Raw genomic sequence first — 20,483 nt, 5'->3', positions numbered from 1 at the left:
GTCCTTTATCTGGTGGTTTAACCGTTCTGTTATCTCTCTACACATGCAAATCTGATTAATTTAGTTTTCTAAATGGCAATCCAGTTACCATTACTGACCAAGCGATCCTTGCCAACTTATTAGCTAACGCCACAACTACAACATTAAATGGTTTTCGTTTTAATAATTCTGTTATCCAATCCCCAAAAATAGCTTCAGCTATTTTTGGCCTTGATATCAAAGCTCGTGCTCCATGAATAAATAATGTCCTTAATGACTTATTCCCTCGTTTACTGATACCCAGCAGTGTGGATTTCCCTCCTGTTGAATATTGACGAGGAACTAAGCCTACCCATGCTGCTAAATGTCGTCCATTTTTAAAATCTTTTGGTGATGGTACTTCTGATAAACATGCGCTCGCAATCATCGGTCCAATACCTGGGATAGTTTGTAATAATTCACCCATTTCTGATTCTTTCAAAACTGCTTTTATCTTTTTATCTTGCTCAGCAATCTTTTGATGTAAATATTGATAATGCTCATAAAGAACAGCTAATTCTTGAAGCAAAAGTGGTGGTAAGGTGTGATTTTTATCGGCAAGCCATTGAAATAATTTTCCCATGGCAGCGTGTCCACGAGGAAAATTGATACCAAATTCAAGTAGTAGTGCACCAATGCGACACATCGTTGCTGTTTGTTCTTTAATAAACCCAGAACGGATACGTTGTACTGCAGATAAAATTTGGGATTCTTCAGTTTTGACACTAACAAAACGCATTGAAGGTCTAGCAGAAGCTTCAGCGATAGCATCAGCATCAATGTAGTCATTTTTGTTAGTTTTTACATAGGGTTTAACGTATTGAGGAGGGATTAGTTTGGTGTTATGTCCAAAAGATTGGCACTTTCTTGCTAGCCAGTGAGATCCAGCACAAGATTCCATCGCAACAGTAGTTTTATCAAGTTGAAGCAATATTTTTAATAGTTGAGCACGGTTACATTTTTTGCGATATACCTCACGGCCCGCATAATCGTGCCCAATTAGATGAAATGAAGTTTTGCCTAAATCAATACCAAGTACTTTAATTAACATGATGGTTCGCCTCTCTAGATACTCACAACTAAAGCCTAGCGGCTTTAGAGTGAGGCGGACCATCTAATTAAGCCGACTTTATGTCGGCTTTTTTATTGCTGTAGATTAGGTGCGTGTACGCTGTAAATATTCATCAACGGCGAGGGTACGGGCTTGCGTTAATTGCTGTTTGATTTCAGCGCCAATGAACCCTGCGGCAATAATCGGGGCGACAGGGACTGCTTGAGCGATATCAAAAGCAGCAATGGTGATGTCTGCTTGTGGATAGACCGTTGCTTCCAAACCGTGGCGACCGCGAGCATCAGCACGACAACATATGGCCAGTTGCTCAATGCGCTGGGGTTTTCGCCATGCATCTATTTGATCAAATATCGAAATAAAAGTGCTGGCGCGCATTTCTTGAGCATGGTGGATCTTGGTATGTTGAGCACAAACTAACAGTGCTAAATCACGATAATCATTTGGTACTTTTATTCGCTGACATAACTGTTTGATTGGCTTAATACCATCACGGCAATGGGTCTTATGGTGAGGTAAATCATCTTTAGGGGAAAGTGCTTTACCAAGATCATGTACTTGGGCAGCAAAACGAATGATTGTATCATCGCTGAGTACAGCTGCTTGTTTTGCGACAAGCAACGTATGGATACCACAATCGATTTCAGGATGCCATTTTACGGGTTGTGGTATGCCAAATAGCGCATCGATTTCAGGCATAATTACCGCTAAAGCACCACACTGACGTAATACGCTTAAAAAGACCTGTGGATCATTGCTTGAAAGTGATTTGTGCCACTCAAGCCATACTCGCTCTGGGGTTAGGTTGGCTAATTCACCACTGACGACAATTTCTTGCATTAATGCCATGGTTTCGGCAGCAATAGTAAAGCCTAAGTGAGCAAAACGAGCGGCAAAACGGGCGACGCGTAATACGCGCAATGGATCTTCGCTAAATGCAGGTGAAACATGACGTAAGATCTTATGTTCTAGATCATATTGACCATGGTATGGATCGATGAGTTGCCCTTGTTGATCTTGGGCAATAGCATTGATGGTTAAATCACGTCGTAATAGATCTTGTTCAAGGGTAACATCGGCAGCGGCATAACAGCTAAAGCCAGTGTAACCATGGCCTGATTTACGCTCGGTACGTGCGAGGGCATATTCTTGTTTGGTTCGAGGATGAAGAAAAACGGGAAAATCACTGCCAATTTGCTCATAACCTAATTCAAGCATGGCCGTTGGCGTGGTGCCAACAACAACCCAGTCTTGATCTGTTATAGGTAAGCCTAATAAAGTGTCGCGAACAGCACCACCGACAAGATAGGTTTGCAATGAAGACTCCTTAATACCACGCGGGGCTAATAGCTAATAGTTGTAGATCACAATGAAAAAGTCACCATTATCACAGCATGATAATGTTAATCGGTATTATTTTGTTAACCAATATACACTGGTTTGTTGATGTCATCATAATAGCAAATATCGCTCAGCAATGAGAGTTTGTCAGTACTAAGTATTTTTATGTTGTTGATGATGTTATCGATAATTTATTCCTAAATAATTTTAAGTATTAGAGTATAGATATGTACCAAGATTTTTTTGGCATAAATGAAGCACCATTTTCAATTGTGCCAAGTGCCCGTTTTCTCTACCTCAGTGAGCGTCATCGAGAAGCATTAACGCATATGCTATCAGGACTCACCGATGGTGGTGGTTTTGGCTTATTAACGGGGGAAGTGGGGACAGGAAAAACAACGGTACTGCGGGCGATGATTTCACGATTACCGCAACAAGCGCAAGTGGCGGTGATCCTCAATCCGGCGTTATCATCACATGATTTATTGGCCACTATTTGTGATGAATTAGGATTATCTTATCGCGATGAGGCCAGTTTCAAGCAATTAACAGATATTATTTATCAGCATCTTATTGCTAATCATGCTGCGGGTCGACAGACATTATTGTTAGTCGATGAAGCCCAACATTTGATGCCTGATGTGTTAGAACAATTACGATTATTGACTAATTTAGAGACCGATAGCCGCAAATTATTAAAAGTTGTTTTGATTGGCCAACCAGAATTACAGCAGCTATTGCAACAAGAGCGGTTACGTCAATTAGCACAGCGGATCACTTCCCGTTACCATTTGCTGCCATTGACCGAAACGGAAGTCAGTGAATATATTCATTACCGTCTTAATGCGGTTGATTGTTTATATTCGGTATTCAATGCCAGTATTGTCAGTTATATCGCTAAACAAACGCAGGGAGTGCCTCGGTTAATTAACTTGGTGTGTGATAAATCGATGCAGTTAGCCTGTCAGGGTGGTACTCACAGTGTGACCAAGGCAATGGCGGTTCAAGCCTGTGAAGATATATTGAGTTGGCAAGTACCATCAGTCACTTCGTCACGTTCAAGCTTAGCATGGCTGCCATGGGCAATCGCAGCGGCACTGTGTGGCGTGATGGCGACAGTGACGTGGCAATATTGGCCTCAAACACCCACATCAGCATTATCTTTAACTACGGTATCTTCTTCACCTGCGGTAACACCGAATACGGCACCGTTAAAAAAGGCCGTCGTCAGCACTGAAATTCGATTAGTGACCGCCATTAATGATAGCCGTAATCAACGTAATGCCATGCAAAGTCTGTATAAATTATGGGGTTTTGATACTGCATTAAATCAAGCAACGTGTGCGACTAGCGCTCGAATCGCATTGACGTGTTTTTCTGGTTCAACGACATTAACGCGCTTAGGATTAATTAATCGACCAGTGATCGTAACCCTTAAAGATGGTCAACAGCAGCCTTTCTATGCGGTTGTGTATGCAATTACGAGTGATCGAATTGAATTATTGCTAGATAAACAACGTATTTCAGTGACACCTGCATGGTTTGAAGCGCGTTGGAGTGGCCACTTTAGTTTGCTATGGCGTCCACCACTAGGCGATAAAACCACGATTCGTTTTGGTCAAAGTGGCGCACGAGTCGCATGGTTAAATCAACAATTAAATGCTTTCTTAGGTGATGATGGCCCACAGGTGAGTTATTTTAATCAAACGATCCTTGATAAATTACGCCGTTTTCAACGGGCACAAGATATTGCCGCAGATGGTATTGCTGGCCCAATGACGCTAATGATCCTTGATTCCGCACTTAATCTTCCTGGGCCTACGTTACAACCGGAGCAAGCCTAATGTCTCAGTTATTAACGGCATTAAAACAATCAGATAAAAATAATGCTAGCCAATCAAGTGTTGGTCATGCTGATGGAGAGATGGTGAAAATTGTCCATCCAATGCGGGCAGTTAAAGCTCAACAATCTCGAGTGAAGTGGGTGATGCCGATTATTATTGCATTGTTACCTGCAGCTTCGATTGTGGCATATAAAGTTTATCAGCAACAAATTGTTGGTGTAACGGCAGCTACAACACATCAATCTTCATTAGTAACCGCCGCATTACCGCCATCGGTATTGCAAGCACCTAAGCTACAAGCGTTAGATACCCCCTCTGCGGCGGTAAATGCTGAGGTTATTTTTATGACGTATCCCGATATTGTGACAGAGCCATTGCCAATCAATGATGGTTTATATGTGGCCTCACCTGCGTATCAGTCACCGTCAAATGTTGAGGAGCATAATAGTGAACCGCGCGAGCAAGATCGAGATCTTGGCCCAAGTGATGATCTGCCACACAATACTGCTCAACATGTTATTAAAGCGACATCAACTAACGATGATCCTTACAAGTTGGATAACCTTGATTTGTCGGCTCTATCACCAGACATCGCAGCGAAGTTAAAATCAGCTATTGTCGCGACGACGGGGGAGCACTATCAAGATAGCGAGGTTGATCGTAGTAACGCCGATCGTAATGCGATCAAGCCTCACTCAACAGTGACTAAAACGCCAAAAAGCAAAGTGATTCCGATTGGTTTATTACCTGCAGCAGTGCAGCAACAGCTGCCTAAGATGAATTTTAATCAGCATATTTACTCTTCTACACCAGCTAAACGTTGGGTTAAAGTCAACGGTAATGAACGCCATCAGGGAGATATGATTGCTCCTGGCGTGAAGTTGGTCAAGATTGAATCACGAGATGTTATTCTAACATTTGATGGTTATGAAATTAGCATGCCAGCGCTATCTGAATGGTAATTAGCGTGAAGTGAAAATCAAAAAAAGGCAGCCAATTGGCTGCCTTTTTAGTGATATTGATTGTCTTATAATATAAATACTGAGTTAGGAATACTTATGCCCAGCCATTAGCCCGCTTACGACGACGCGGTGTGATATGTGGTAGTATTAATCCTAGTAGCAAACCAATACCAGCAACTACGCCACCATAGGTAAACCATTTCATTAATAAATCATCTTTTTGAGTGTCAATTTTTGCTCGTAAACTGCGCACTTCGTCTTGAGCTATTGTTAGCTCATTTTGTAATTGCGTATTACGTGTTTCTAATTTATTAATCTGACTATTACGCTGAGCTAAGGCACTATTTAAATCACTGTGTTTATTATCATTGGTTGTCAGTGCTTCTGCTAGTCTGGCTTTAACTGTGGTTAATTCCGTTTCAAGTACGGGCAGGCGTTCTTGCAGTGCAACATCAGTTGAAATGAATTTAGATTCAACCCAGCCAGTACGACCTTTCGCATCTTTAACACGACTATAACCGTTATCTTTTTCTAATAGCGTAACGGGTGAGCCAGCATTAACACTACCGACAATACGGTATTGGCTGCCAGGGCCTTTTAATAAATAAGTAAATAAGTTGTCAGAAATATAATGGGCTTGTTCAGCATTAGCTATTGGGCTAATTAGTGTCAAACAGAACAAAAAAAAGCTTATGAGGTGCTTCACTATCGAATCCTTGATGAACCTGAAATGGTTAGAGATCGGATAGTAAGGGCTTTAAAGAAAGGGAGCAAGAAAAGAGAGAGGGGGAGACCTCTCTCTTTGAACTCTGCCACTATTTAACTAAAAAGTGCTTGTATAATGTAGAAGAAAATGACAGCAAGGAATGCACCTGCTGGCAATGTTACAATCCACGAAGCAACGATGTTGCGAACAACACCTAGGTTAAGAGCAGCAATGCCGCGAGCAAAACCAACACCCAATACTGCACCAACCAGTGTTTGTGTAGTTGAGATTGGTAAACCCGTACCTGATGCTAGTACAACAGTCGATGCTGTTGCTAACTGAGCAGCAAAACCACGGCTCGGTGTTAACTCAGTGATGCCTGTACCTACGGTAGCCATTACTTTATGACCAAGAGTAGCTAGACCGATGACGATACCAATACCACCTAGTGGAAGGATCCACCATGCGATTTGGCTTTGAGCTGCAATTTGTCCAGAATTCTCAATTGTTGAAACAACTGCTGATAGAGGACCGATCGCATTTGCTACGTCGTTTGAACCATGGGCAAATGCCATCGCACACGCAGTAACAACCATCAATACGCTAAATACACTTTCAACACCGGCATAACCGTTGCTATCTACAAGATCGTCATCAGCATACTTACGCTGAATGTAGAAGTAACCTACAACCATAACGACAAATGAAATAGCAATCGATGCAATCCAAGCTTCACCCGTTGTTAGATGCAAACCGATATGTTTCAGACCTTTCTTAATTGTTACCAATGCAATGACCATCGCTGTGATAAACATATAGACCGGAACGAAACGTTTTGCATTTGCCATTGGGTTATCAGTATCAAAGATTAATCTTTGAGCACTGATGAATATCAGATACGCAAATATACCAGCAATAAACGGTGTAATTAACCAGCTACCCACAATACCTTGGATTGAATGCCAATCCACTGCATTGGTGCCAACTGACACACAAGCAAAACCGATGATAGCACCGATAATTGAGTGTGTTGTTGAAACAGGCCAGCCCATAAAAGAAGCGACAAGTAGCCATGTACCAGCAGCAAGAAGCGCTGACATCATGCCAAAAACTAGGGTTTCAGGGTGGGCTGCATATAGAGAAGTTTCGATAACACCCTTACGAATAGTATCGGTAACTTCACCACCTGCAAGATAAGCACCTGCAAATTCAAAAATCATCGCGATGATGATCGCTTGTTTTACTGTAAGTGCTTTTGAACCAACTGAAGTACCCATGGCATTGGCAACATCATTTGCACCAATACCAATCGCCATCAAAAGACCAAAAAAAGCTGCCACTCCGATTAATAGAGTGCCGTAGTTAGCCAGGATTTCCATTGTAAAACCTTGTTTTGTTAAATTCCCGTTATTAAGAACGCGAGAGCATAATTTCTAAACGTGAGCCGACCCGCTGTGCTTGATCAGCAATTGCGCCTACCCACTCGAGAATTTTGTACAGGAACATGACATCCACCGGGCTGTGTTGGTCTTCGATGGACATTAATTGTTGACGTAAGACTATCTGCATAGCATCGGTATCGTCTTCGATAACATCTAGCTGATTAATCATTTCGGCAACAAGTGTCACTTCTCTGCCTTTGAAACCAGTTTCGAGTAATTCATCCAATTCATTGATTACACGGCGAGCTTGATCAGCCGCGTCTAAGCAACGTTGAATATATGCCACGAAGTCTGGGTACATGATAGCAGGCATTTGTAGCTTACGACCTAAGACTCGACCAGCGATATCTTTAGAGAGGTTAGCGAGTTTGTCCTGCTGGGTTAACAGTCCTAACATATCAGTACGATCTACTGGCATGAAAAGACCACGAGGAAGCTTCAGACGGATCTCACGCTTGAGTACATCCGCATCTTTTTCAAGTTGCGATATCTGTTCGCGTAAAACGGCCGCCTTTTCCCAATCTCCAGCATTACATGCCTCGAAGAACGGGATAAGCAGATCACAACACTCAGTTACGCGAATAACATGGCGTTGTAGTGGTTTGATTGGGGATTTTGCAAAGAGCCCCATTATTGTATTTACTGGCATAGCCGATCAACCTAAAGAGCGCCCGAATAAGGCTAAATCTTGAGCGATGGTCATTGAATCGCGCATTTTAACGTATTAAAGAGTATAGTGGAACTAGTTTTGATCAAGGTTTTATTGATATTTCTCACTTGCCCTTGAGTGAATAAGCAAATATCCTTGGTTTGCCACCGTTTATAGGTATAACTATGGAAACCGAGATAGAACTGAAGTTTTTTGTCTTACCAGAATTTTCAACTCAGCTGGTGGAAAAAATTTCCGCAGCTAAAATTCTGCAACAGAGCCGTCGAGAGTTGGGTAATATTTACTTTGACACTCCCGATCAAGTATTGCGCCAGCATGATATCGGTTTACGTATTCGTCGTTTTGATGATGTGTTTGTTCAAACATTAAAAACCGCAGGCCGTGTTGTTGCTGGATTACATCAGCGTCCTGAATACAATGTTGAAGTGAATAGTACGGCACCAAGTTTAGCGCTTCATCCCGCAGATGCTTGGCCTCACGACTTTGATATTGTTGCTGTTCAGCAGCAAATTCAGCCATTATTTAGTACTGATTTTACTCGCCAGCAATGGTTAGTGGCAATGCCAGATGGTAGCCAAATTGAATTAGCATTTGATCATGGTGAAGTGAGTGTTGATGATAAACACTCGCCAATTTGTGAAGTAGAACTAGAGCTTAAATCGGGTCAGACAGACGCTTTATTCACTTTAGCGCGTGAATTATGTGTTGATGGTGGAATGCGGTTAGGTAATCTTAGCAAGGCTGCTCGTGGCTACCGACTTGCTGCTGATTATCAAGGCGATCCTATCAAGCCATTAGTTTTTGTTAATACTACACTTCAAGATTCGGTTGAATCTGCGTTCATTAATACACTTGAACATGCGTTAGAGCACTGGCTGTACCATGAACAGATTTATATGGAACGCCAAGAACCGCAAGCTCTGGTACAAATATCACAAGCGTTAAGCTTATTACGCCAAACTTTTGCAACCTTTGGTGGCATTATTCCGCGTCGTGCAAGTGCCTTATTACGCCAAGAATTACAATGGTTGGAAGGCGAGCTAACGTGGTTAGAAGATGCCAATAGCATTCAAGCGCTGATTGATGATAAAGCCTATGTATTACGTAAGCTGAATGCCCGTAAAGAGTTGCAACAGCAATTAGAGCTACGTTATCAAGATCTTCCAGATAGTGACGATATGATCCAATTAATGCGTTCTGCGCGTTACTGTGGGTTATTGCTAGATTTAAGCCGCTGGATTTTAAGTCGAGGTTGGCAGCCATTTCTCGACGATAAATCACGCGATAAACTAGCCGCACCAGTGAAAGCATTTGCAGATAATATGCTAACCCGTTCATGGTCTGAATTGCTTGATGTTTTCCCCGCTGAACGCGAACTGAGCCGTATTGATTATCTTGATCAAAAACCACGTTTATTGCGTAATTTGATGAGTGGAATTGCGTTCGCAGGCTTGTATGATGAAGACCGTCGAATCTCTTTTAGAATGCCATGGTTAGATTTATTACAAGGCTTAGAAGACTTATGCGCATTAGAACCTATTCGGCAGTTATTACCTCTATTTGAAGGCGATGACTTAGCGCAAATGCAAAAATGGTTACAACGTCAAGAAGAATCATTATTGCATGCCATGAGTCAGACTCGGCAGATCAGTATAGAGCTAACCCCTTACTGGCCATAATCGTTATGCGTTACATGTAATGAGTTAGTATTAAATATTAACGCCTCGCTTTATGCGGGGCGTTGTTGTATCTACGAGTACAACATGTGGGACAGATCATGTTTTGACGTATCTTTTGAAGGGATGACTAAATATTTACCCGTAAATGTCGATAAGCAATAGAAGAGTGGAGCAATGGTGCTTATTGATGACATTACTGGCTTACGAATAACACATCATTTTTAATGTGAAGGGTGTAAACGTTAGCGATACGGAGAGAGTAAATGGCAACACTAGAGTTTAAAGCTTGGGAAAAGTGGTTAACCAACCTTAAATTAACCCCTAAACTTATTTTACTGATGGTGTTTAGTACGTTGTTATTAATTGGCAAACAATTGTGGGATGCGGAATTATTCTATCAATCTGTTATCGCGACTCAACAAAACAAAGTGCAGCAATTAGCCCAATCAAATGCGTTGATGCTAACAAGCTTAGCCGCTACCAACACTCAATCGTCAGCGTTAAATTCCTCTCAATTATCCACTGAAATGAGCAAGCATAATGTATATGTTGTTGAATATAAAAATGATAATGTATTGGTGGAATCCAAATTAAATCAGGTTATTAGTATCAACCAGCCATTGGAAGAAGGACTGACATTAAGTCAGTTGCTACGTGATACGAAGCTAAATAATCAGCCATTTACGCGACAAGATAATGATGGCTATGGATATATAGTTAAATTACCTGCGTTACAGTTAGCGGTTATTAGTTACCAAACAAATGCATTGGCTGCGGGTTATTATCAACAGTATTTGGGACAAATTGTGTGGCAAACATCATTAATGGTGGTGATTTTTGTGGTGGTGTTATTACTCGCATCGCGGATTATGTTGCGTCAAATCGGTGGCTTAAAGCGAAGTATTCAAGCATTCGCCAATAATGATTTGTCACAGCCGATAGCCATGAGGTGTAGTGATGAATTTGGTGAGTTAAGTCGTGAGCTTGAACAAAGCCGTTGTCAGCTTAAAGCGGTATTGATTGCTCAACGCCAAGCGGCAACCACACTTTCACAATCCGCGGAAGTGATGTCATTAATGATGGAGCAAACCAAAGAATCCTCTCAAGAAGAATTTGCTGAAATTGATCAATTAGCATCAGCTATGGCGGAAATGACATCAACAGTACAAACCGTGGCTGGTCATGCGCGTGATGCATCTAATGCGACCTTAAATACCTCAGAACAAGCAGCAACAGGGCAACAATTTGTGAGTCGTACCATGATGACGATTAACCAATTGTCGAATGACATTACTCAATCAGCCGCCGCCGTTAATCAAGTGGAAACTCGGGTTGATAAAATAAGTTCAGTGATTGTAACCATTCAAAGTATTTCAGAACAAACTAACTTATTAGCACTTAATGCAGCAATTGAAGCCGCACGCGCGGGGGATGCTGGGCGTGGGTTCGCTGTTGTGGCTGATGAAGTACGTAATCTTGCACAACGCACTCAAACAGCGACGGTTGAAATTCAAGATATGATCGCTCAATTACAACAAAGTGCTCAACAAGCGGTGAGTTTAATGGAACGCAGTGTTATTGAAGCAGATGAAGGGGTTGATCTCGTTACCAGTGCTGGTGGCGAGTTAAATAAAATTGTTGAGCAGATTCAAGGTATTAATGATATGAATTTTCATATTGCAGCCGCAGCTGAACAGCAAAGTGCGGTGGCTGATGAAATGAATATTAACCTGACAAATGTACGAGAACTGGTTGATGGATCGGTTGGTGTGGTGACTGAATTGGCGCAAACATCAATTGATATGCAGCATCAAGCTAATGATTTAGAAGCAAAAATAGATATATTTAAAGTGTAAATAAAATGCGTCATATTGAATAAAATAAAATTATAACGCCCATCAGTTGATGGGCGTTTTTATATGCTAAATTAGAGTTCTTTATCGAGTTACTTGTTCAAGGGACAGCGCATGGCGACCGAAAAATCACAACCTTATCCACTCATTGATCATTGTAGCGATGTCGTTGCTGCAGCCGACTTAGCCTGGGGAAAATTAGCTGATAAGCACCCGCAACTATTGGCATTATGGCAAGGAGAAGCCAAGCAGGAATTGCATACCATGTTGGGGTTAAGTGATTTTATTAGTGCCTCTCTAGTACAAGATTCAACCCTCTTAGAATGGTTACTCGACCAATATCAACATTGTGGTGATATTGATTATCGTCTGTTATTAAGCCAGCAACTCGCACAAGTAACCGATGAAATGGGCTTAATGCGTAGCTTACGTCATTTTAGACGTCGTTATATGACGTTAATTGCGTGGCAAGACTTTAGTCATCGTGCACCTTTACAGCATAGCCTCGCGAGTTTGTCGCAACTAGCAGAAGCCTTGATCATGGAAGCATATCATTGGCTTTATCAGCAGTGCTGTACTGAGTGGGGAACACCAATGAATGATCAAGGTGAACCACAACCGATGCTTATTTTAGGCATGGGTAAATTAGGGGGGGGGAACTTAATTTTTCGTCGGATATTGATTTGATTTTCACTTATCCTGAAAACGGAGAAACGATCGGTGGCCGTCGTAGTCTGGCTAATGCGCAGTTTTTTACTCGTTTAGGACAACGGTTGATTAAAGCGTTAGATCACATCACCTTTGATGGCTTTTGTTATCGAGTGGATATGCGGTTACGCCCTTTTGGCGACAGTGGACCATTAGTGATGAGCTACGCTGCATTAGAAGATTATTACCAAGAACAAGGCCGTGATTGGGAACGTTATGCGATGATTAAAGCACGGGTAATGGGTAAAGAAAGCTTTACGCAATATCAAGGTTTACGCCAAATGCTACGGCCGTTTGTGTTTCGACGTTACATTGATTTTAGTGCTATTCAGTCATTACGCCGTATGAAAGCGATGATTGGCAGTGAAGTGCGTCGGCGTGGCCTGACCAATAATATTAAATTGGGGGCGGGTGGCATTCGAGAAGTTGAATTTATCGCACAATCTTTTCAATTAATTCGTGGTGGACGTGAACCTAGCTTACGTGGACGGGGCTTATTACCAACCCTTGCTGCAATTAAGGAGTTAGCTTTATTACCGCCAGTTGATGTCGATATTTTAACAGCAGGGTATTGCCATTTACGTCGTCTCGAAAATTTATTGCAAGCGATTGATGATAAGCAGACCCAAACATTGCCAGATAAAGCCCTTGATCAAGCACGATTAGCTTGTGCCATGATAGAGCCAGACTGGGCCGCGTTGGTGGTAACGACAGAACAGCATATGACCGCTATTCATGCCATTTTCGACGATATTATTGGTCATGATGAGCAAGATAGTCAGCAAGATGTGGCGACGCAATACCATGAAATGTGGGCGATGGTGACTAATGAAGATGTATTACTCACTATTTTAGCTGAGCTTGATGCACCACAACAAACGTTACAAGCACAGAACTTGGTGTCTTTTAAGCATGAATTATCGAAACGAACTTTAGGCCCGCGTGGACGTGAAGCGTTAGCCACCTTAATGCCTGAAATCTTGGCGCAAGTGGTGTTACGTGATGATGCCGTACAACTGTTGCCGCGATTAACGAAATTGATCATTCGTATTGCTACTCGTACCACCTATCTTGAATTATTAACTGAACACCCTGTTGCACTCAAACAATTGATTCGATTATGTGCAGCCAGTCCAATGGTGGCTGATCAGTTGGCGTTATATCCACTGTTACTTGATGAATTGCTCGATCCTCAGCATTTATATCAGCCAACAAAACTCACCAGTTATCAAGATGAATTGCATGAGTATCTGGCGCGTATTCCTGAAGAGGATATGGAGCAGCAGATGGAGGCGATTCGCCAGTTTAAGCAAACCCAATTATTGCGTATTGCTGCTGCTGATATTGCAGGTGTATTGCCTATAATGAAAGTAAGTGATCACTTAACGTATTTGGCAGAAGCGATTATTGCGGCGGTGGTTAATCAAGCATGGTTACAAATTGCGGCTAAATATGGTGAGCCAAGTCATTTGTTAGAGCGTGAAAGTAAAGGCTTTGCGGTGATTGGTTATGGCAAAGTTGGTGGTTGGGAGTTGGGATATGGCTCTGATCTTGATTTGGTTTTTATTCATGATTGCCCAGATAATGTTTATACCACTGGCAGTAAAGAAATTGATGGTCGTCAGTTTTATTTACGGTTAGCCCAACGCATCATTCATTTGTTCTCAACCAGAACCGCATCGGGGGTGTTGTATGAGGTTGATATGCGGCTACGACCTTCTGGTGCTTCTGGATTATTAGTAACGACAATCAATGGATTTGGTGAGTATCAGCAGCAACAAGCATGGACATGGGAGCATCAAGCTTTGGTTCGTGCGCGAATGGTGTATGGGGATGTGATATTACAAACCGCATTTGCCGATGTTCGCCAGCAAGTGTTAACAGTTGCTCGTGATCAGGCGCAATTAGCTAACGATGTGGTGACGATGCGCCACAAAATGCGCGCCCATCTTGGTAAGAAAAAAGCGGGTATGTTTGGTCTTAAACAAGACCAAGGAGGCATCACCGATATTGAATTTTTAGCACAATATTTAGTGTTGGCTTATGCCCATCAGCAACCAGCTTTAACGCGTTGGTCTGATAATGTGCGTATTTTTGACTCGATGGCCGATTATGACATTATCGATAGCGCCACTGTTACTCAATTACAACAAGCTTATTGTGATATGCGTAATGCCATTCATCGATTAAGTTTATTGGGGCTACCCGCTTATGTTGATCACCAGCAATTTATTGGAATGCGACAGACGGTGGAACAGGTATGGCAGCAATGGCTTGAACCTTGTCAGGTTTCGTTGTGATCACGATGCCCCTTGATTTTAGTTTATGCTAATATTCGAACGTTGCCATATTCTCGGAGAAAGAAATGAAACTGACGCTGCCTGATTATAACCAAGCAGAGGTATTGATTGTTGGCGATGTAATGCTAGATCGCTATTGGACAGGTCCCACTGAACGTATTTCACCAGAAGCACCAGTGCCTGTGGTTAAGGTTGATCAGATTGAAGAGCGCCCAGGAGGCGCGGCAAACGTAGCAATGAATATTGCTGCGTTAGGAGGCAATGCCAAATTGATCGGCTTAACTGGTATAGATGAGCCAGCACGAGCATTAACGGAAAAGTTATCGTCACTCAATGTGAATAGTGATTTTGTTGCATTGGCTGAATATCCAACTATCACTAAATTACGGGTGATGAGCCGTGGTCAGCAGTTGATTCGATTAGATTTTGAAGAAGGCTTTCAGAATGTTGATCCTGTATTAATACTTGAACGAATGCAGCCTGCGCTAGTGAATGCGAAAGCGGTGATCTTATCGGATTATGCCAAAGGTGCATTAGTCCATGTTCAAGCGATGATTCAATTGGCACGTGGAGCAAACTTACCAGTGCTAGTTGATCCTAAAGGAACTGACTTTGAACGCTACCGTGGTGCGACGTTACTGACACCTAATTTATCTGAATTTAAAGCCGTTGTTGGTTGTGTAAATTCAGATCAAGAATTAGTTGAAAAAGGCATGGCACTGATCGAACAATTTGATTTTGAAGCCTTACTGGTTACTCGCTCTGAACATGGCATGACCTTACTTGAAAAAGGGTGTGAGCCGTTACATATGCCAACCCTTGCGCAAGAAGTTTATGACGTCACGGGTGCAGGTGATACGGTTATTTCGGTACTGGCAGCATCATTATCTGCAGGTAAATCGTTATCTGATTCATGCAAACTCGCGAATGCGGCTGCGGGCGTGGTGGTAGCGAAGTTAGGTACATCAACGTTATCGACGATTGAATTAACTGAAGCAATTCATGGTAGTCAAGATACCGGTTTTGGGGTTATTTCTGAATCAGCATTAGTTGATGCGGTGAAAGCGGCACGTGCACGTGGTGAAACTGTTGTTATGACTAACGGTTGTTTCGATATTTTGCATGCAGGCCATGTTACCTATTTAACAGAAGCGGCAAAATTGGGCGATCGACTTATTGTAGCGGTAAACTCTGATGATTCCGTTAAAGGCTTAAAAGGTCCTGGACGTCCAGTGAATCCAGAAGATCGTCGTATGGCGGTATTAGCTGGATTAGGCGCTGTGGATTGGGTGGTACCGTTTACTGAAGAGACACCACAACGATTAATCAGTGAAGTATTACCGAGCATTTTAGTTAAAGGTGGTGACTACACCCCTGAACAAATTGCAGGTGGTAAAGAAGTGATTGCGGCGGGAGGTCAAGTGTTAGTGCTTAATTTTGAAGATGGTTGTTCAACTTCAAAAATAATTGCAGCTATTCGCGGTGGACGTGGTTAATTTTCGAATTATTTATCACGCACAAAAAAAGCGCCGTTAGGCGCTTTTTTTATATTGATATTAATGGCTTATTTAGTTTGAATTAAACCTGTATTAATATCTAACACGTCTTGTTCGCTAAGTGTGCCTACCGCTTGCTTTAACTGTAATTGCGCCAGGATATAATCATAACGCGCATTAGCAAGTTCACTGTTAGCTGAGTATAGGCTACGGGTTGAGTCTAGTACATCAACAATCGTACGTGTACCGACATCAAAACCAGCTTCTGTTGCTTCTAATGCTGATTTTGCAGAAACAACAGATTGTTTATATGCATTGATTGAACCAATCGTTGCATTAATGTTGTTATAGTAGTTACGTACATCTTTTACGATTAAACGGTATTGTGCTTCTAGATCTTCACTTGCCGATACGTATTTATATTGTGCTTGTTTTACTTGAGATGTGGTATTACCGCCCGTGTACACAGGAAGATCAATTCGAATACCAGCACTTAGGTTGCCTTCATCTGGGCTCATTAGTCGACTTGTATCATCGTATTGATAACCAGATTCAAATGATAAGGTCGGTAAGTGTCCTGAATCTGCTAATGAAATATTATCACGAGCAATATCTTGACCGATGCGTGACGCGAGTAAGGTCAAGTTTTCAGTTTCTGCATCTTTAACTAGATTATCAGCCGCTTGCTTAGGCTTGCTTGCTGAGAAACTTGCGGTATTTAATAGATCTAGTGATGAATAAGCATGACCAGTGATTTCACGTAATTCTTCGTAGCTATTAGCAAGAGTATTTTTCTTAACGATGATAGACGCCAATACAGTATCGTATTGTGCTTGTGCATCGTAAACGTCTGTAATTGCAGATAGACCTACTTCAAAGCGTTGTTTCATTTGCTCTAGTTGACGACCAACCGCTGCTTTTTCTGCTTCACCAAACTTCAAATCATCTTGCGCTTTTAACACATTAAAATACGCTGTAGAGACACGTAAGATTAGACCTTGTTGCGTAACTGCGTAAGCTGCATCACTTTGACGAGCTTGCTTTTCTGCAATATCAAGACCAACCCAACTAGCGCGGTTATAGAGTGACTGGCTTAATGTTACGCCAGCATTGAAACCGTTATCCTTGCCTTCTTTTGAGTCAAGGTAGTAGGTGTTGTAGCCTGCAGAAAGATTAATTTGTGGCAAAAGGGTACTACGTGAAGAATTGATTGCTTCAAAAGCTGCATCTTTATCGGCCGCGGCTTTTAGAAGTTGTGGATCATTTTGCTTGGCTTGCTGATAAATCTGAGCGAGATCGTCAGCCGATGCTGATTGACTCATTGAGCCAACTGCAAGGCTAATAATGATTGGAAGCAATTTTTTCATGGATGCCTTTCCTGGTCTTGCTGACAAAAATGGGAATGTATAAATAGTGCAAGCGCCAGTTTACCTGAAGCAGGCTTGCTTGAAACTGATCATTACGTAGTTTTACCTAATGACTGTATTCTAACATTCGATAATAAACTTATTGTAATCGATTTAATAAACACCGTGTCAAAAAGATACATGATATTTAATTGTTTAAACATTAAAAGTGGAATATTACACTTAAAGTATAACTACAAGGAATATTACTTAAGTTTGATACAATATCGGTTGGAGTTGATGAACTTTTAATTGATATTTATCGTCAAAGGAGAAAATCATGACTAAAGGATCAGATAATTTATCTATGTCTCAGACATTTCATCGGAATGATGTCGAGGTTATATCAACCAAGACAGTATATGACGGTTTTTTTAAAATGATCAAATACCGTTTACGGCATAAGCTGTTTGCTGGTGGTTGGAGCGGAGAGTTTGAGCGTGAATTATTTGAACGTGGTCATGCCGCCGCCGTTTTACCCTATGATCCTGTGCGTGACCAAGTGGTATTGATTGAACAGTTTCGCGTGGGTGCGTTAGCGGCTAATTGTCAGCCATGGCAGTTAGAAATTGTGGCTGGTATGCTTGATCATGACGATGAATCAGCAGAACAAGTGGTACGTCGAGAAGCAACTGAAGAATCGGGTTTAGTGCTTGGTAAAACTGAAAAGATTTCACGTTATTTGTCTAGCTCTGGTGGTTGTTCTGAAATACTTGATATTTTTATTAGTGAGGTCGATAGTCGTTTAGCCCAAGGGATACACGGGGTTGCGAGTGAATCAGAAGATATTCGTGTACATGTTGTTTCCAGAAATCAGGCTTATCAATGGCTAGAATCTGGTAAAATTGAAAACGCAGCTACAATTATCGCATTACAATGGCTGCAACTTCATCATCAACGTTTGCGACAGGCATAAAATAAATTATCTTATAATCCTAGGGGAATGATTTGAATAAAAGGTATACTGTTGATTTGACAAGCCTAATGCGCTTGTATGAAACCAATTACGCTAAACTCCTTCCGTTATTGCCTCGCAGTGATGCTGTTGGAGATAAACACGTATACCTAGTGTGTGATGATGTATACCAGTTAGAAGTTATTGAAACAACACGTTACACCACAGTGGTAACATTAGGTTTAGTTGAGAGTAAGGCAGTGGCTGAGTATCTAGCCCCCTTATTAACTGTGCGGTTATACCATGACGCTAAGGTAGCAGAAGTGTGTGCTGCTCAACAGATTTCTCGTCTCAAGCCAATATATGATTATCCTAACTTGCGTATGCATCAAAAAAATGAGAAACATCAAGTCAACCTTTTCTTAGGTGACTGGTTGAAGCATTGTTTACGCCACGGGCTTAGTAAACAATCCGTTTGTTAATTGAACTTAATTGCTCAGAATAGACAAGGTTTTTTACGTTTTGCAGACCTATTCGCTGCCGCAGACTAACCCCGAAAGTGTGGTTCTTCTGCAAATTACTGACACTCATTTGTTTGCCAATGGTTCAGGCTCTTTGCTTGGCGTGGCAACCAAAGAAAGTTTTCATGCCGTGCTCGCTGGGGTAGATATTGCCGCGCGCCATTTTGATGCTATTGTAGCCACGGGTGATATTTCTCAAGACCATACTCCATACTCTTATCAGCGTTTTGCTGATGGTATCTCACGTTGGTCGCAACCGTGTTTTTGGTTACCTGGAAATCATGATTTTCAGCCGACAATGCAATCCATTTTACCGAGTGAGCAAATTAAGCCTCAGCAACAGGTATTAGTGGGTGATTATTGGCAAATGATTTTACTCGATAGCCAAGTACAAGGTGTACCGCATGGTGAATTAAGTGCGGAGCAATTGCTATTATTAGAGAACGCTCTGACCCGCTATCCTGAGCGGCATGCTTTGATTTTATTACACCATCATCCACTAGAAGCGGGTAGTGCGTGGCTTGATCAACATCAACTGCATAATAATAGTGGTTTATGGCATGTGATTGATCGCCACCCGCAAGTGAAAGCGGTATTGTGCGGTCATATTCACCAAGATTTAGATCGTATGTACCATGATGTGCGTGTGTTGGCGACACCATCTACGTGTATTCAGTTTATGCCAGATTCTGATGATTTTGCATTAGATCATAATAATCCGGGTTGGCGTTATTTAGAACTGACTAAAGATGGACGTATCATCACCAGCGTTCATCGCATTAGTGGTGATCAATTTAAACCCAAACTAGATGCAGCTGGTTACTAATGCCATCATTATTGATTTACTTACATGGCTTTAATAGCTCGCCATTATCATTGAAAGCCCAGCAAATGATAGCGTATTGTGACGAACACCGACCGGATATAAAGGTTGTTGCTCCTCAATTACCAAGCTATCCTGCTGAGGCAAGCCAATACCTTACACAACTCATTGAGCAGTACCAAGACCACTATACCATTGGTGTTGTCGGAAGTTCTTTGGGGGGCTATTTAAGTGCCTGGCTCAGTGAGTGCTATCAACTGCCTGCCGTGTTGGTTAATCCAGCGGTTAAGCCATATCAATTGTTAGTTGATTTTCTTGGGCCGCAACAGAATCCATACAGTGGTGAACACTATGTATTGGAGACTCAGCATATTGAACAATTGAAAGCGCTTGAAGTGCTCAATATTACCCAACCGCAATTATTATGGGTATTATTACAGCAAGGTGATGAAGTGCTTGATTATCGCCAAGCAGCATTAAAATATGCACACTGTCGGTTAACAATTGAGGCTGATGGTGATCATGGTTTTTGTGATTTTGAACGTTTTCCCGCCACCATTATTCAATTCTTAGGGTTATAACCTGACTTATCTGTTCATTGAGTAACGAGATAGGCTACCCTATAAATCAAGTTCTGTGCATTAGCATAAATGAATAGCTTGTTTACGCCCCTTTTTAATAAAGCCAAAAAAGAGGCGCCACTCACTGAATGTGAGTTTTCCGCTGACTCTCGCTTGACAACAACGCGAG

At 41.8% G+C, this 20,483-nt stretch carries 15 protein-coding genes and 1 pseudogene; 10 read left to right on the top strand and 6 right to left on the bottom strand.

The annotated features are described in order from the left end of the window. Nucleotides 1–55 precede the first annotated feature (55 nt). Nucleotides 56–1,072 carry an IS110 family transposase gene (locus ACJZU6_RS14285; RefSeq protein WP_408900906.1) on the bottom strand — a complete coding sequence of 339 codons (1,017 nt, stop codon included), beginning with the start codon at nucleotides 1,070–1,072 and terminating at the stop codon, nucleotides 56–58. A gap of 102 nt (nucleotides 1,073–1,174) precedes the next feature. Then, nucleotides 1,175–2,404 (bottom strand): multifunctional CCA addition/repair protein, encoded by a 1,230-nt coding sequence (locus ACJZU6_RS14280; protein WP_107276423.1) that lies wholly within the window; start codon nucleotides 2,402–2,404, stop codon nucleotides 1,175–1,177. 251 nt (nucleotides 2,405–2,655) lie between these two features. On the opposite strand from ACJZU6_RS14280, the gene ACJZU6_RS14275 reads away from it, so the two are divergent. Both ACJZU6_RS14275 and ACJZU6_RS14270 read left to right on the top strand, forming a co-directional pair. Continuing rightward, entirely contained in the window at nucleotides 2,656–4,272 is a 1,617-nt protein-coding gene (locus ACJZU6_RS14275; protein ID WP_408900474.1) for an AAA family ATPase, read from the top strand. Beyond that, nucleotides 4,272–5,234 (top strand): general secretion pathway protein GspB, encoded by a 963-nt coding sequence (locus tag ACJZU6_RS14270; protein WP_080158575.1) that lies wholly within the window; start codon nucleotides 4,272–4,274, stop codon nucleotides 5,232–5,234. The genes ACJZU6_RS14275 and ACJZU6_RS14270 overlap by 1 nt, the downstream gene beginning before the upstream one ends. A 94-nt stretch (nucleotides 5,235–5,328) precedes the next feature. On the opposite strand, the gene ACJZU6_RS14265 is transcribed toward ACJZU6_RS14270, so the two are convergent. The 3 genes from ACJZU6_RS14265 to ACJZU6_RS14255 form a co-directional block, all read right to left on the bottom strand. Next, on the bottom strand, nucleotides 5,329–5,940 hold the full coding sequence (locus tag ACJZU6_RS14265; protein WP_107276424.1) for a TIGR04211 family SH3 domain-containing protein: 612 nt from the start codon (nucleotides 5,938–5,940) through the stop codon (nucleotides 5,329–5,331). Nucleotides 5,941–6,053: 113 nt separating this feature from the next. Next, entirely contained in the window at nucleotides 6,054–7,319 is a 1,266-nt protein-coding gene (locus ACJZU6_RS14260) for an inorganic phosphate transporter (RefSeq protein ID WP_080158573.1), read from the bottom strand. Nucleotides 7,320–7,350: 31 nt separating this feature from the next. Continuing rightward, nucleotides 7,351–8,031, bottom strand: coding sequence for a TIGR00153 family protein (locus ACJZU6_RS14255; protein ID WP_045027941.1), 681 nt, complete (start codon nucleotides 8,029–8,031; stop codon nucleotides 7,351–7,353). Nucleotides 8,032–8,216: 185 nt separating this feature from the next. Between ACJZU6_RS14255 and ACJZU6_RS14250 the strand changes: the two genes are divergently transcribed. The 4 genes and pseudogenes from ACJZU6_RS14250 (at nucleotide 8,217) to hldE (ending at nucleotide 16,088) form a co-directional block, all read left to right on the top strand. Then, entirely contained in the window at nucleotides 8,217–9,731 is a 1,515-nt protein-coding gene (locus ACJZU6_RS14250) for a CYTH domain-containing protein (RefSeq protein WP_408900473.1), read from the top strand. A 263-nt stretch (nucleotides 9,732–9,994) separates the two neighbouring features. After that, nucleotides 9,995–11,587 (top strand): methyl-accepting chemotaxis protein, encoded by a 1,593-nt coding sequence (locus ACJZU6_RS14245; protein WP_408900472.1) that lies wholly within the window; start codon nucleotides 9,995–9,997, stop codon nucleotides 11,585–11,587. A gap of 111 nt (nucleotides 11,588–11,698) precedes the next feature. Next, nucleotides 11,699–14,592 (top strand): annotated as a pseudogene (gene glnE / locus ACJZU6_RS14240) (bifunctional [glutamate--ammonia ligase]-adenylyl-L-tyrosine phosphorylase/[glutamate--ammonia-ligase] adenylyltransferase). A 65-nt stretch (nucleotides 14,593–14,657) separates the two neighbouring features. Further along, nucleotides 14,658–16,088 carry a bifunctional D-glycero-beta-D-manno-heptose-7-phosphate kinase/D-glycero-beta-D-manno-heptose 1-phosphate adenylyltransferase HldE gene (gene hldE / locus ACJZU6_RS14235; protein WP_408900471.1) on the top strand — a complete coding sequence of 477 codons (1,431 nt, stop codon included), beginning with the start codon at nucleotides 14,658–14,660 and terminating at the stop codon, nucleotides 16,086–16,088. 68 nt (nucleotides 16,089–16,156) lie between these two features. Here hldE and tolC read toward each other — a convergent pair whose 3' ends face one another. Continuing rightward, entirely contained in the window at nucleotides 16,157–17,455 is a 1,299-nt protein-coding gene (gene tolC / locus ACJZU6_RS14230; protein WP_080158568.1) for an outer membrane channel protein TolC, read from the bottom strand. Between the two features lie 319 nt (nucleotides 17,456–17,774). Between tolC and nudF the strand changes: the two genes are divergently transcribed. Genes nudF through yqiA form a run of 4 tightly spaced genes read left to right on the top strand, consistent with a single transcriptional unit; the run spans nucleotide 17,775 to nucleotide 20,314 of the window. Then, nucleotides 17,775–18,410, top strand: a complete 636-nt coding sequence (gene nudF, locus ACJZU6_RS14225; protein ID WP_080158567.1) for an ADP-ribose diphosphatase — start codon at nucleotides 17,775–17,777, stop codon at nucleotides 18,408–18,410. Nucleotides 18,411–18,442: 32 nt separating this feature from the next. Further along, nucleotides 18,443–18,871 (top strand): DUF1249 family protein, encoded by a 429-nt coding sequence (locus ACJZU6_RS14220; protein WP_080158566.1) that lies wholly within the window; start codon nucleotides 18,443–18,445, stop codon nucleotides 18,869–18,871. Between the two features lie 40 nt (nucleotides 18,872–18,911). Next, nucleotides 18,912–19,736 (top strand): 3',5'-cyclic-AMP phosphodiesterase, encoded by an 825-nt coding sequence (gene cpdA / locus ACJZU6_RS14215; RefSeq protein ID WP_080158565.1) that lies wholly within the window; start codon nucleotides 18,912–18,914, stop codon nucleotides 19,734–19,736. Beyond that, nucleotides 19,736–20,314 carry an esterase YqiA gene (gene yqiA, locus ACJZU6_RS14210; RefSeq protein WP_080158564.1) on the top strand — a complete coding sequence of 193 codons (579 nt, stop codon included), beginning with the start codon at nucleotides 19,736–19,738 and terminating at the stop codon, nucleotides 20,312–20,314. The genes cpdA and yqiA overlap by 1 nt, the downstream gene beginning before the upstream one ends. The last annotated feature ends 169 nt before the right edge of the window (nucleotides 20,315–20,483 follow it).

The organism is Photobacterium piscicola, assembly GCF_046058925.1.
Lineage (GTDB): Bacteria > Pseudomonadota > Gammaproteobacteria > Enterobacterales > Vibrionaceae > Photobacterium > Photobacterium piscicola.
The sequence above is the reverse complement of the archived record's forward strand: the minus strand, read 5'-3'. Positions and strand labels throughout refer to the sequence as shown.